Annotated in this window: 7 protein-coding genes and 1 rRNA gene; 7 read left to right on the top strand and 1 reads right to left on the bottom strand. The window is 67.6% G+C overall.

The annotated features are described in order from the left end of the window. Window positions 1–151 precede the first annotated feature (151 nt). Window positions 152–2,791, bottom strand: coding sequence for an alpha-glucan family phosphorylase (gene glgP / locus BM355_RS13635; RefSeq protein ID WP_091699644.1), 2,640 nt, complete (start codon window positions 2,789–2,791; stop codon window positions 152–154). Between the two features lie 320 nt (window positions 2,792–3,111). On the opposite strand from glgP, the gene BM355_RS13640 reads away from it, so the two are divergent. The 7 genes from BM355_RS13640 to BM355_RS13670 all read left to right on the top strand — a co-directional run. Continuing rightward, window positions 3,112–4,149, top strand: coding sequence for an ABC transporter substrate-binding protein (locus BM355_RS13640; RefSeq protein WP_091699647.1), 1,038 nt, complete (start codon window positions 3,112–3,114; stop codon window positions 4,147–4,149). A gap of 143 nt (window positions 4,150–4,292) precedes the next feature. After that, on the top strand, window positions 4,293–5,297 hold the full coding sequence (locus BM355_RS13645; protein ID WP_091699649.1) for an ABC transporter permease: 1,005 nt from the start codon (window positions 4,293–4,295) through the stop codon (window positions 5,295–5,297). Then, window positions 5,290–6,081: an ABC transporter ATP-binding protein gene (locus tag BM355_RS13650; RefSeq protein WP_091699652.1), complete on the top strand. Its 792-nt coding sequence runs from the start codon at window positions 5,290–5,292 to the stop codon at window positions 6,079–6,081. Before BM355_RS13645 ends, BM355_RS13650 begins: the two co-directional genes overlap by 8 nt. 103 nt (window positions 6,082–6,184) lie before the next feature. After that, window positions 6,185–8,266 carry an alpha-1,4-glucan--maltose-1-phosphate maltosyltransferase gene (locus tag BM355_RS13655; protein ID WP_091699659.1) on the top strand — a complete coding sequence of 694 codons (2,082 nt, stop codon included), beginning with the start codon at window positions 6,185–6,187 and terminating at the stop codon, window positions 8,264–8,266. A gap of 137 nt (window positions 8,267–8,403) precedes the next feature. After that, entirely contained in the window at window positions 8,404–10,215 is a 1,812-nt protein-coding gene (gene treS, locus BM355_RS13660) for a maltose alpha-D-glucosyltransferase (RefSeq protein ID WP_091699654.1), read from the top strand. Between the two features lie 20 nt (window positions 10,216–10,235). Beyond that, window positions 10,236–14,021, top strand: a complete 3,786-nt coding sequence (glgB, locus tag BM355_RS13665) for a 1,4-alpha-glucan branching protein GlgB (protein ID WP_091699656.1) — start codon at window positions 10,236–10,238, stop codon at window positions 14,019–14,021. Window positions 14,022–14,611: 590 nt separating this feature from the next. Further along, window positions 14,612–14,783 (top strand): 16S ribosomal RNA (locus BM355_RS13670); the annotation flags it as partial.

The raw sequence follows: 14,783 nt of genomic DNA on the forward strand, positions 1-14,783 counted from the left end.
ATCTCGCCAACGACGGCTCCCGACTGAAGCTACCCCCGACCATTCACACCCTCATATCCCACTAACGGTTCACAACAGGTTGACACCCGTCGAAACGGGCGAGTGCCAGTGATAACTGACCTCCAGTTGTGAGGGGACAGGGAACTCCGGATCAGCCGGCGTTGACCACCAGCGCCATCTCAGCGGGCGAGGCCAGCAGCGAGTGCTGCGGCAGCACCCGGACGGTGTACCCGAAGGAGCCCGAGCGGTCGATCAGCAGCGTGCCGGAGAACCGGTAGCGGCCGTCACCCAGATCCTCCGAGGGCACCAGGGTGAGCTGGCCGGTCTCGGTCAGCTCGTCCTCGGACACTGACGCATCCTCACCGGCGGAGACCTTGCCGTACACGGCCTGGACCAGCACATCCTGCGGGGTCAGCCCACCGAGTCGGACGTAGGCGGACACCTCCAGCTCGTCCCCGATCTGCGGCGCGTCGGAGACCCCCAGGGAGTCCACGTGCTCCACCACCACGCCCGGGAACTGCTCCCGGACCGCGGTCTTCCAGGCGGCCAGAGCACGCGCATTGGCATATCCGTCGGCATCGGCGATCCGGCCGGCGTCGGCGGCCGGACGGTAGAGGATGTTGACGTAGTCCTGGACCATACGGTCGGCGGAGACCTGCGGGCCCAGGGTGGCGATGGTGTGCTTGATCATCTCGATCCACTGCAGCGGCAGGCCGTCGTCGTGCCCTGCCGAGACGGTGGACGGTCCGGCGGCGCCAGCCGCAGCGGGTGCCTCCGCCCCGTAGAACCGCGGGGTCAGCTCGTTCTCCAGCAGGTCGTACAGCGCCGCGGCCTCGAGGTCGTCGCGCTCCTCGGTGGAGGCGGCGGAGGACGCGGTGGGGATGGCCCAGCCGTTCTCGCCGTCGTACATCTCATCCCACCAGCCGTCCAGCACGGACAGGTTCAGGCCGCCGTTCATGGCCACCTTCATCCCGGAGGTGCCGCAGGCCTCGAGCGGGCGCAGCGGGTTGTTCAGCCACACATCCACGCCGGGCATCAGGGTGGAGGCCATGCGGATGTCGTAGTTGGGCAGGAACACGATCCGGTGACGCACCTCGGGGTCGTCGGTGAAGCGCACCATCTCCTGGATCATCCGCTTGCCCTGCTCGTCGGCGGGGTGGGACTTGCCGGCCACCACCAGCTGGATGGGCCGCTCGGGATCCAGCAGCAGGCGCTTGAGCCGCTCGGGGTCGCGCAGCATCAGGGTCAGCCGCTTGTAGGTGGGCACGCGGCGGGCGAAGCCGATGGTCAGCACGTTCTCGTCCAGCACCGAGTCGGTCCAGGCCAGCTCGGCCTCGGACGCACCGCGCTTGCGCCAGGAGGACTTCAGACGGGCGCGCACGTCCTGGATCAGGGTTCGGCGCAGCTCACGGCGCACGTTCCACAGCTCCTGATCTGGCACCTCCCAGACCTTGTCCCAGTCATGCCCGGCCACCGCAGCGGCACCGAACATGGTCATGGCGGTCTCCGAGACGGTCTCGGACACCCAGGTGGGGGCGTGGACGCCGTTGGTGATCGAGGTGATCGGGACCTCGGCGGCGTCGAAGCCCGGCCAGAGCCCCTGGAACATCTCGCGGGAGACCACGCCGTGCAGCTGGGCCACGCCGTTGGCCCGCTGGCCCAGACGCAGACCCATCACGGCCATGTTGTGCACGCCGCGGTCTCCGCCGTCGTAGTCCTCGGCGCCCAGGGCGAGCACGTTCTCCACGGGGACGGCCGGTGCCAGCCCGGCCTGGAAGAACTGCTCCACCAGGGAACGGTCGAAGCGGTCGATGCCGGCGGGCACCGGGGTGTGGGTGGTGAACACGGTGGAGGCACGCACGCTGGTCAGCGCCTCCTCCCAGTTCAGGCCCTGCTCCATGAGCTCCTGGATCCGCTCGATCCCCTGGAACCCGGCATGGCCTTCGTTGGTGTGGTAGACCTCGGGTGCCTCGATGCCCTGCAGTCGCGCGTACTGGCGCAGGGCCTTCACGCCGCCCATGCCCAGCAGCAGCTCCTGCTGCAGGCGGTGGTCCCCGCCGCCGCCGTACAGGCGGTCGGTGATGGTGCGGGCGGTGTCGTCGTTGGCCGGCACATCCGAGTCCAGCAGCAGCAGAGGAACACGCCCGACGTCGGCCCGCCACACCTGGGCATGCAGGGTGCGGCCTCCAGGGATGGGCAGGGAGATCTGGACAGGAGTCCCGTCGGACTCCTTGAGCAGGGTCAGGGGCAGATTGTCCGGGTCCAGGACCGGGTAGGTCTCCTGCTGCCAGGCGTCACGGGAGAGCGACTGCTTGAAGTAGCCGGCCTGGTAGAGCAGGCCCACGCCGATGATCGGCACGCCGAGGTCCGAGGCGGACTTCAGGTGGTCGCCGGCCAGGATGCCCAGACCACCGGAGTACTGGGGAAGCACAGCGGTGATGCCGAACTCGGGGGAGAAGTAGGCGATCGAGCTCGGCGCCTGTCCGGCGGAGAACTCGTTCTGGTACCAGCGGTCCTCAGAGACGTACCGGTCGAGGTCAGCGGTGGCCTCCTGCACGCGCTGGACCAGCTGGCTGTCAGCGGCGAGCTCGGTCAGTCGCTGCCGGTCGAAGGAGCCGAGCAGGGCGACGGGGTCGTGGCCGAGCTCCTCCCAGGCGGCGGGGTCCAGGTCGCGGAAGAGCGCCTGGGTCTGGGGGTGCCAGGACCAGCGGAGGTTCGCGGCCAGACGGCTCAGGCCAGAGATCTCCTCGGGCAGGTGGGTACGGACGATGAATCTGCGGATTGCCTTCACACCCCCACGGTACTAGGGGAGGGGGTCCAGGAGGAGTCGTTCCGGTGAATGACGCTCCGTGGGCTCGCTCACGTGCGTGAGCTGGCGTGAGCCGGCCGAGGAGGGAGCTGCAGGAGGACAGATCGTCCACAGGGGCGTCGATGTCATCACAGATCGTCTGGCATGCGCCGCTCGTGTTGAATGTAAGGTGGATCACACTGACTATTGAGATACGAAATGCTCACTGATGGACGGGTGGCTGTCGCATCCCCGCGGCTGATCCGTCTCCAGGCGTCCTCGGATGCCCGCCTGCACCACCACCTGATGATTCGAGGGAGACCATGAAGAAGTCCACCACCGCCCGTCTCACGGCGGCCCTGGCCGCCACCGCCCTGTTCGCCACCGCCTGCGGCTCCAATGGGGGAGGCAGCGGAGACGGCACCAGCCCCGCCGGGGAGGGAGCCGCAGAGTCCTACTCGATCGGCATCGCCCAGTTCGTGACGCATCCCGCCCTGGATTCGGCCAAGAACGGTTTCAAGTCCGCCTTCGAGGAGGCCGGCGTCGAGGTGGAGTGGGATGAGCAGAATGCCCAGGCCGATGCCGGAACCGTGACGAGCATCGTCGGCTCCTTCGCCACTGCCGACCTGGACCTGGTCGCGGCCATCGCCACTCCGGCCGCCCAGGGAGCCACCCAGGCCATCACGGACAAGCCCGTCGTGTTCATGGCCGTCACCGATCCGGTGGACGCGAAGATCATCGCTGACTGGGAGGCCCCCGGCGGCAACGTCACCGGCGTCTCGGACATGAACCCGGTCAAGGAGCAGTTGGACCTGCTCAACCAGCTGGGGGTGGATGCCAAGACCGTGGGCATCGTCTACTCCTCCGGTGAGCCGAATTCTGCCGTCCAGGTGAAGCAGGCCGAAGAAGCAGCCGCTGAGCTGGGCATGGAGATCAAGACGACCACCATCACCAACAGCTCTGAGGTCCAGCAGGGCGTCCAGGCGCTGGGTGATGTCGATGCCATCTACGTCCCCACCGACAACGCTGTGGTCTCGGCCCTGGAGTCGGTGATCGCCTACGGCGAGTCCCAGAAGATCCCGGTGATCGCTGCCGAGGGTGACTCGGTGGCTCGCGGTGCGGTCGCGACGTTCGGCATCGACTACACCGCTCATGGCAAGCAGGCCGGCGAGATGGCCGTGAAGATCCTCACCGAGGGAGCTGACCCGGCTTCCCTGCCCGCTGAGCGTGCCCCGGAGGACAGCCTGAAGCTCTACGTGAACGAGGAGGCCGCCGAGAAGATGGGCGTCACCATCCCGGAGGACATGCTCGCCGAGGCAGAGAAGCTGACCGCGGCTGACGCCGAGGAGTCCGAGGGCTGATCCACTGCCGGCGCTGAGCCCCTCGACCGACCACGACCCGTGCCGGCCGTCCCTCCTGACGGCCGGCACGGCACTGACGGGAACCGCACCGCCGGCCCGGCCCCGCTGATCCGCTTCCCCTCCCACGAAGGCACCACACGCTCATGAACACCGCCATCGAACTCGGTCTGATCTACGCGATCATGGCCATCGGGGTCTATCTGACCTTCCGCATCCTCGACTTCCCGGACCTGACGGTGGACGGATCCTTCACCACCGGCGGCGCCACGGCCGCTGTGCTGATCGTCAATGACGTCCACTTCATCCTGGCCATGGCCGCGGCTTTCGCCGTGGGCACGGTGGCCGGACTCATCACCGGACTGCTGCACACCAAGGGCAACATCAACGGTCTGCTGGCCGGCATCCTGACCATGATCGCGCTGTACTCGATCAACCTGCGCATCATGGGCAAGGCGAACGTCCCGCTGTTGGGCGAGGACACCGCGTTCGCCTTCATGAGAACCCTCGGGGCCTCCAGCGGAAGCTGGGCGCTGATCGCGATCCTGCTGGCACTGATCCTGGTCCTGAAGTTCATCGTGGACTGGTTCCTCTCCACCGACCTGGGACTGTCCCTGCAGGCCACCGGAGACAACGAGGAGATGATCCGCAGCTTCGGCGTCTCCACGGATCGGATGAAGATCCTGGGCCTGATGCTCTCCAACGGCCTGGTGGCCCTCTGCGGCGCCGTCGTGGCGCAGCAGCAGGGCTTCGCCGACATCAGCATGGGCATCGGCCTGATCCTGGTCGGACTGGCCTCGGTGATCGTGGGCCAGGCACTGCTGGGCACCCGCACCGTGTTCATCGCCACCCTGGCCGTGATCGTCGGCGCGGTGATCTACCGCCTGGCCATCTACTTCGCCCTGACTGCGGGTCTGAACGCCAATGACATGAAGCTGATCTCGGCGGTGCTGGTGGTCGCCGCGCTGCTGTTGCCCCAGTGGAAGATCTTCCGGAAGCTGGGCGGCCTCAGGCGAGACCGGGGCGTGGTCTCCGACATCGCCGCGGGTGGCCCTCAGGCAGCCCCGGCGCTGGCCACCAGCGGGGCTTCTGCCGCACCGGCCGCCGAATCCACTCGTACCGGCTCATCCCAGGAGGCAGACCGTGCTTGAGCTCACCGACATCCACAAGACGTTCTTCCCGAACACGGTCAATGAGCGTCGGGCGCTGGTCGGGATCGACCTGCACCTGGCCCCGGGCGACTTCGTGACCGTGATCGGTTCCAATGGCGCCGGCAAGTCCACCGTGCTGAACACCGTGGCGGGCAAGCTGACCCCGGACACGGGCACCGTGCGGATCGACGACAAGGACGTCACCGGGCTGAAGGACTTCCAGCGCGCCGAGTTCGTCGGGCGCGTCTTCCAGGACCCGATGGCCGGCACCAGCCCGAACCTGACGATCGAGCAGAACATGTCCCTGGCGGGGCGTCGCGGCAAGACCCGTGGACTGTCCCTGAGCGTGGGCAAGGCCCGCCGGGAGGAGTACCACGAGGCCCTCAAGGTCCTGGAGCTGGGCCTGGAGAACCGGATGAAGACCAAGGTCGGCCTGCTCTCCGGCGGCCAGCGGCAGGCGCTGAGCCTGCTGATGGCCACCTTCTCCGGTCCCAAGATCCTGCTGCTGGACGAGCACACCGCCGCACTGGACCCGCAGCGTGCGGCCCTGGTGACCGAGCTGACCCAGAAGGTGGTGGCCGACCAGAACCTGACCACCCTGATGGTCACGCACAACATGGCCCAGGCCCTGGAGGTCGGCAACCGGCTGATCATGATGCACGAAGGCCGGATCATCCTGGACCTGCACGAGGAGGAGAAACGCGGCAAGACCGTGGAGGACCTGCTCGGCGAGTTCGCCAAGATCAAGGGCGCCGAACTGGACGACAAGGCCCTGCTGCAGTGATCGGGTCCTGATCTGCCGCACCGTGGAGCGGACGGAAAGAGGTTAGCCATTCACCCGGCGTGCCGGTAACGTCGAACTCGTGGGAGCCATCAAGAACGCCAACATGTCCCCGCTGTTCCGCACCGAGCTGAAGGTCGGCCGCATCCCCGTGACGGATGTGCAGCCGGCCGTGCACCACGGCGCGCACCCGGCCAAGGCGGTGGTGGGGGAGGACATCCCCGTCCGCGCCAGGGTCTTCCGGGAGGGCCACGACCGTGTCGGTGCCACCGCCGTGCTCTACGGCCCGGACGGGGCGCTCGTCCACAGAGTGCGCATGCACGAGGGCGCACCCGGACTGGACGAGTACCTGGCCACCCTGCGCCCCACGCAGGTCGGGATGCACTCGCTGGTGGTCGAGGGCTGGTCGGACCTGTTCGGCACCTGGCACCATGCCGCCACCGTCAAGATCGACGCCGGCGTGGACGTGGACCTGATGCTGGCAGAGGGCGTGGCACTGTTCGCCTCCGCCGCCGAGGACAGCGATCGCACCGAGCAGGACCGGGCCGTCTTCGCCGAGACTGCACGTGTCCTGGCAGATCAGTCCCTCAGCGTGCAGGAGCGACTCGCTGCCGCTGAGACCCCCGAGGTGACCGAGATCCTCACCGCACGTCCGCTCCGGGATCTGGTGTCGCCGTCGTCGTCCTATCCCGTGGAGGTCCAGCGCAGCCTGGCCGGCCGCGGCGCCTGGTACGAGTTCTTCCCGCGCTCCGAAGGGGCGCAGTACCACCCGGAGTCCGGCACCTGGACCTCAGGCAGTTTCACGACGGCGGCCAGGCGCCTCCCAGCGGTGGCGCAGATGGGCTTCGACGTCATCTATCTGCCCCCGATCCACCCGATCGGGCGGACTCACCGCAAGGGCCCGAACAACACCCTGGTGGCAGGCCCGCACGACCCGGGCTCGCCGTGGGCGATCGGTGCGGAGGAGGGCGGACACGACGCCATCCACCCGGACCTGGGCACCCCCGAGGACTTCGCCCACTTCGTGGCCGAGGCCGAGCGGAACGGACTCGAGGTGGCCCTGGACCTGGCCCTGCAGTGCGCCCCGGACCATCCGTGGGTGGCCGAGCGCCCGGAGTGGTTCACCACCCGCGTGGACGGGACCATCGCCTACGCGGAGAACCCGCCGAAGAAGTACCAGGACATCTACCCGCTGAACTTCGACAACGATCCGCGCGGACTGCGCCGGGCCGTCCTGAAGGTCGTGGAGCTGTGGGTCTCCCGCGGCGTGAAGATCTTCCGGGTGGACAACCCGCACACCAAGCCGCTGTGGTTCTGGGAGTGGCTGATCGGCAAGGTGCGGCGCCGCCACCCGGAGGTCGTGTTCCTGGCTGAGGCGTTCACCCGTCCGGCCATGATGCACGCCCTGGGCCGGGCCGGTTTCCAGCAGTCCTATTCCTACTTCACCTGGCGGAACACCCGCGAGGAGATCGCCGAGTACCTGCATGAGGTCACGGCGCAGACCCCGGCGTTCTACCGCCCGAACTTCTTCGTCAACACCCCGGACATCCTCACCGAGTACCTGCAGTTCGGAGGACCGGCGGCGTTCAAGATCCGTGCGGTCCTGGCAGCCCTGTCCAATCCGCTGTGGGGCATGTACGCCGGCTACGAGCTCTATGAGCATGTGGCCCGCCCCGGGGCGGAGGAGTACATCGACAATGAGAAGTACGAGTACAAGGACCGGGACTTCGCCGGTGCCGAGGCCCGGGGGGAGTCCCTGGCCCCGTTCATCACTCGACTGAACCGGTTCCGCCGCGAGCACCCTGCCCTGCAGGACCTGCAGAACCTGACGCTGCACTCGGCGGACAACGACCAGATCCTGGTGTTCTCCAAGACCCGTCGGCCGCAGCCGGAGGGCGAGCACGCGGATGCCGAGGCCGCTGCGGACCGGGGTGCGGACGGAGTGCCGCTGGACGCACCGGACACGGTGATCGTGGTGGTGACCTGCGATCCGCACTCGGTGCGCGAGGCCACCGCCCGTCTGGACCTGAGCGCGCTGGACCTGCGCCCGCAGGACCTGGATGCCGAGGGACGGTTCGAGGTGGAGGACCTGATCACCGGGGCGCGGTGGCGCTGGGGAGCGGAGAACTACATCCGCCTGGACCCCCATGTCGAGCCCGCGCACGTGCTGCGCATCGTCCGCGGCTGACCCTCCCCGCCCGCATGCCCGCTCCTGACCGAGGGGACATGCCCGGCCTGATCCGCCGCACCTGACCTGTAGACGCAGCACCCGGCAGGCCCGTCCACACACGGCCCGCCGGATCGAGACGGAAGAGCACACGAACCATGGCGAACTCCTACCAGCTCCACACCCACGGGATCTCCCACGACCCTGACTGGTTCCGCACCGCAGTGTTCTACGAGGTGCTGGTCCGGGCGTTCCATGACGGCAACGGGGACGGGTCCGGTGACCTGGACGGGCTGATCAACAAGCTGGACTACCTGCAGTGGCTGGGCGTGGACTGCCTGTGGGTCCCGCCGTTCTACCGCTCTCCGCTGCGGGACGGCGGCTATGATGTGGCGGACTTCTATGAGGTGCTGGACGAGTTCGGAACGGTCTCGGACTTCAAGCGACTCGTCGCCGAGGCCCACGCGCGCGGCCTGCGGGTGATCATCGACCTGCCGCTGAACCACACCTCGGACCAGCACCCGTGGTTCCAGGCCTCCCGGGCAGAGCCGGACGGCCCCTACGGCGACTTCTACGTGTGGTCGGACACCGATGAGAAGTACCAGGACGCCCGCATCATCTTCGTGGACACCGAGGAGTCGAACTGGACCTTCGACCCGGTGCGCCGGCAGTTCTTCTGGCACCGGTTCTTCTCCCACCAGCCGGATCTGAACTTCGAGAACCCGAAGGTCATCGAGGCGTTGTATGACGTGGTCCGGTTCTGGCTGGACATGGGCGTGGACGGCTTCCGTGCCGACGCCATCCCGTACCTGTACGAGGAGGAGGGCACCAACTGTGAGAACGACCCTCGCACGCACACCTTCCTCAAGGAGCTGCGCGCCATGGTGGATGCGGAGTACCCGGGGCGGGTCATCATCGCCGAGGCCAACCAGCCCCCGGCGGAGGTGGTGGACTACTTCGGCACCGAGGAGGAGCCGGAGTGCCACATGTGCTTCCACTTCCCGATCATGCCCAAGATCTTCTACGCTCTGCGTGACCACCGGGCCACCGCCATTCTCGAAGCCCTCGAGGACACCCCGCAGATCCCGGCCGGCTCCCAGTGGGGCACGTTCCTGCGCAACCATGACGAGCTGACGCTGGAGATGGTCACGCCGGAGGAGCGTCAGGCCATGCTGGGCTGGTACGCGCCGGACTCGCGCATGCGCGCCAACGTGGGCATCCGCCGTCGTCTGGCCTCACTGCTGGACAACTCGCGCTCGGAGCTGGAGCTGATCCACGCACTGCTGTTGGCCCTGCCGGGGTCGCCGTTCCTGTACTACGGGGATGAGCTGGGCATGGGGGACAACATCTGGCTGCCGGACCGTGACGCCTCGCGCACGCCCATGCAGTGGAACCCGGACCGCAACGCCGGCTTCTCCGAGGCCGATCCGGGCAAGCTCTACCTGCCGGTGATCCAGTCGCTGGTCTTCCACTACAACCACGTCAACGTGGAGGCCGCCCTGGCCTCGAACGGCTCGCTGCTGCACTGGGTCCGCGAGACCCTGGCGGTGCGCAAGCGGCACCCGGTCTTCGGTCTGGGCGACTTCTCCGTGGTGGACGCCGAGGCCGAGCAGGTCCTGGCGTTCGTGCGCGATCTGCCCCCCTCGGAGGACGAGGACCTGTACCCGGAGACGGTGCTGTGCATCTTCAACCTCTCTCCGGACCCCGTCGCCACCTGGCTGACCGTGCCCGGTTACGAGGGCCGCGGGCTGCGCGACGTCTTCGGCGGACGCGCGTTCCTGGACATCGATCAGGACGGCCGTCTGCCCATCACCCTGCCCGGTCACGGGTTCTACTGGCTGCGGGTGCGCACCGGTCCCGGGCTGGCGAACCCGGCGGTCGCCGAGCAGCATCCGGGCCTGGCGGACCGCGCCAATCCCTACACCTCCGCTCTGCCGATCATCACCCCAGATCAGGCTGCACGGAACTGAACACAGAGAGACCACACCCCATGACCACCTCGCGTCCGATCCTCGACCTCCTCCGCCCCTGGCTGGCCACCCAGCGCTGGTTCCCGGGCGGGCCGGACGCCGAGGTGACCCGGGTCGGCGGTCTGCGCCTGACGGACCCGGCGGGCCAGGCAGACCTCCAGCTCCACCTGCTCTCGGTGGCCCACGACGACGGCCCCGTCACCGTGAGCGTTCCAGTCACGGTGCGCTCCGCCCCGCTGGAGGGAGGCGAGTCCGCCCTGATCGGGCAGACCTCCGCAGCGCACGGCGAGACCGGCGAGCTGCATGAGGTCTGGGTCTACGACGGCACGCACGACGCGGCGTTCGTGGCCGCCTGGCTGGAGATGATGCGCCGGGGACTGGCCACGGCCGACGGCCGCTGCCGGGGACGCGCCCACGCTGGGTTCCAGGACTGGTCCCGGTTCGAGCCCGCAGTGATGAAGGCCCGCGTGCTGACCGGAGAGCAGTCCAACACCTCCGTGGTGGTCGAGGGGCCGGACGGGTCGGTGATCGTGAAGTTCTTCCGGGTGATCGCCGCCGGGGAGAACCCGGACGTGCAGATCGGCCTGGCCCTGACCGAGGCCGGCTCCACCGAGGTCCCCGTGACCTACGGCGAGATCACTGCCGGGTGGAGGCGGACCGGCACGGAGGGGGAGGATTGGGACTCCGGTGCGGTCAGTGTGCTGCGCGAGTTCGTGGCCGACTCTCAGGACGCCTGGAGGCTGGCCCTGGACGCCGCCGTCTCGAGGAAGGACTTCACCGGCCAGGCCGCCGGGATCGGGCAGGCCACCGGCCGGATGCACCGGGCACTGGCCGCATCGCTGGGCACCTCCGAGGTCACCGCCGGCGGCGCGGCGGACACCTCTGGACCGCAGGACGGGCCCCAGGTCCTGGCCGACCTGGCCGAGCGGATCCGGTGGGGCTGGCGTCAGGCGAGCACTGCGGTCGGTGAGGACCGCGCGCCTGCCGTGGAGGCCGTCGTCGAGAAGCTGGAGGATCCCTCCGTGGCCGCCGGCCTGCCGCCGCTGCAGCGGATCCACGCGGACTATCACCTCGGGCAGGTGCTGGCCGCCCCGGACCGGGACGGACAGACCCGGTGGACCGTGCTGGACTTCGAGGGCGAACCCCTGCGGGATGCGGCCGAACGCTCCGGCATGGACCTGCCGCTGCGGGATGTGGTCGGCATGCTCCGTTCCTTCGACTATGCCGGCGCCGTCGCCGCCCGAGAGGACGGCGACGGGGATCGCACTGATGCGCGGCGTGAGCTGCAGCGGTGGACGGACGCGGCCCAGCAGGCGTTCCTGGCGGGATACGGCCAGGCTCTGGGCACACCGGTGGACACCGATTCGGTGGTGTTCACCGCGTTGATGCTGGACAAGGCCCTATACGAGGTGGCGTACGAACAGCGGCAGCGACCGGACTGGGTGCAGGTGCCGGCCGCCGCCGTGCGCCGGGCCCTGGACCGCGCTAGCGTGGAACGGACCAGCGCCGCACACCCCGACGCGACTCACCAGGAGGCTCAGATGTCCCAGCAGGATGCCAGCACCGCAGGACCGACCCCCGAGCATGCAGCACAGACTGCGTCTCCGGTCCACGCCGGGGCCACACCCCTGGCGGTCGCCTCCGAGGTCCTCTCGGCCGTGGCACGGGGGGAGTACCACCAGCCCCACGAGGTGCTCGGGGCACACCTGGACGGGTCCGGAACGGTCACCTACCGCGTGCTGCGGCCTTTGGCGGACTCCGTGGCCGTGCGCCTGGACGAGGGCGGCCAGATCGAGCTCACTCACGAGCATGACGGCGTCTGGGTGGGCACATCGGCCGCCGTGCAGGAGGGGCACGTCCCGGGCTACCGGATCCTGGTCGCCTATGACGGGGCGGAACCGGAGCTGCAGGACGATGCCTACCGGTACCTGCCCACCCTCGGTGAGCTCGACCAGCACCTGATTCGTGAGGGGCGTCACGAGACCCTGTGGACGGTGCTCGGTGCCCGGGTCCACCGGTACTCGACTCCTCAGGGCGAGGTCGTCGGCACCGCATTCGCGGTCTGGGCGCCCAACGCGCAGAACGTGCGGGTCAAGGGTGACTTCAACGGCTGGAACGGCCGGCAGCATGCCATGCGCTCGCTGGGCGACTCCGGCATCTGGGAGGTGTTCATCCCTGGGGTGCAGGCCGGAGCGGTCTACAAGTACGAGATCCGCGGTGCGGACGGGGTCTGGCGGGACAAGTCCGACCCCATGGCTCGGTGGACCGAGGTCTCGCCGGCCACCGGCTCGCGAGTGGAGGAGTCCAGGTACTCGTTCGGGGACCAGGACTGGATGGAACGTCGGGCCCAGACCGATCCGCACCAGCAGGCCATGAGCGTGTACGAGGTGCACGCCGGCTCATGGCGCCCGGGACTGGACTACCGCGAGATGGCTGAGCAGCTGGTGGAGTACGTCTCCTGGCAGGGATTCACCCACGTGGAGTTCATGCCGGTGGCCGAGCACCCCTTCGGTGGATCGTGGGGCTACCAGGTCACCGGGTACTACGCCCCGACCTCGCGTTTCGGAACCCCTGATGACTTCAAGTACCTGGTCGATCGTCTCCACCAGGCAGGGATCGGTGTCCTGCTGGACTGGGTCCCGGCGCACTTCCCCAAGGACGAATGGGCTCTGGCCCGGTTCGACGGCGGTCCTCTCTACGAGTACGCGGACCCGCGGAAGGGCGAACACCCGGACTGGGGAACCCTGGTCTTCGACTTCGGACGGACCGAGGTGCGCAACTTCCTGGTCGCCAACGCGCTGTACTGGCTCGAGGAGTTCCACATCGACGGGCTGCGGGTGGACGCGGTGGCCTCGATGCTCTACCTGGACTACTCGCGGGAGGACGGGCAGTGGGTGCCGAACATCCATGGCGGCAACCACAACCTGGAGGCGATCAGCTTCCTGCAGGAGGCCACGGCCACGGCCTACAAGCGCAATCCGGGCACAATGATGATCGCCGAGGAGTCCACCGCCTTCAACGGCGTCACCGCACCGACGAGCACGGGAGGCCTCGGGTTCGGCGAGAAGTGGAACATGGGCTGGATGCACGATTCGCTCACGTACATGTCCGAGGATCCGGTGAATCGGCGGTGGCATCACCACCAGATGACCTTCTCCCTGGTCTACGCCTGGAGTGAGAACTACGTGCTCCCGCTGTCCCACGATGAGGTCGTGCACGGCAAGGGCTCGCTGCTGCGCAAGATGCCGGGCGACCGTTGGCAGCAGCTGGCCTCCCTGCGTGCCTACTACGGGTTCATGTGGGCGCACCCGGGGAAGCAGCTGCTGTTCATGGGCTCGGAGTTCGGCCAGGAGGCCGAGTGGAACGAGGCCCATGGTCTGGACTGGTGGCTGACGGACATCCCGCAGCACAAGGGGTTGATGAAGACCGTCCGTGATCTGAACTTGGTCTACCGCAATGCCCCCGAGCTGTGGAGCCAGGACCATGATCCGGCAGGGTTCCAGTGGATCGACCAGAACGACGCTGACCGCAATCTCTTCTCGTTCATCCGCTGGTCGGTGGACGGCGAACCGCTGGTCTGCGTCTCGAACTTCTCTGGATCGCCTCACCACGGGGTTCGGCTGGGACTGCCGCGCGAGGGCGCCTGGACCGAAGTGGTGAACACGGACGCCGAGGCGTATGGCGGATCCGGAGTCAGCAACGGACCGGAGATCTTGGCCGAGCCGACCCCGTGGCACGGACAGCCGGCGTCGGCAGAGATCAGCGTACCGCCTCTGGCCACGGTCTACTTCCGACCGCAGGCCTGACCGGGACCCCATCAGAGTGGCGACCATCACAGAAACGATGTCGACGACGACGCGGTGATTCAGGGGCCGATGGAGCCATGCAGCCCCGGAATCACGCGGATCTGACGACGGAGAGCCCCCGATTTGGCACGGACCGAAATCCGGGTGTACTGTCTTCTCTTGTGCCGCGGGGCCGGGAAGCGAAAGCCACCGAAACCCGCACGGGCCAGGTTCACAGTAACGCTGAGGATCTGATAGCCTGAATGGCCGCAGGTGATGGAAACATCACCGCCCCTGACGAAGATCCACCGAGGATCGCCACGGCGAAACTCACGGCGAGTCGGATTTGACACCGACTAGCCAGATGATCTAAGTTAGAAAAGTTGCTCCGGAAGGAAGCGCAGTCGAGATCGACAGCGTGAATGGCCGGAAGCGCCTGTTGTTTGAGAACTCAATAGTGTGCCAAGTTTGTTGATGCCAAGTATTTGGTTATTTGGTTGCCATCACTTCATTGCACCCCCGTGTGGTGGGTGGTGGTTGCCGGGATGAGCTTGGGGGTTGTTGCTGCTGGTTTTCCGCTGGTGGTGATGGTTCTCGAGTGCTTTTTGTTTTTTACGGAGAGTTTGATCCTGGCTCAGGATGAACGCTGGCGGCGTGCTTAACACATGCAAGTCGAACGATGAAGCCCAGCTTGCTGGGTGGATTAGTGGCGAACGGGTGAGTAACACGTGAGTAACCTGCCCTTGACTCTGGGATAAGCCTGGGAAACTGGGTCTAATACTG

The organism is Micrococcus terreus (assembly GCF_900116905.1).
Taxonomy (GTDB): Bacteria; Actinomycetota; Actinomycetes; order Actinomycetales; family Micrococcaceae; genus Citricoccus; species Citricoccus terreus.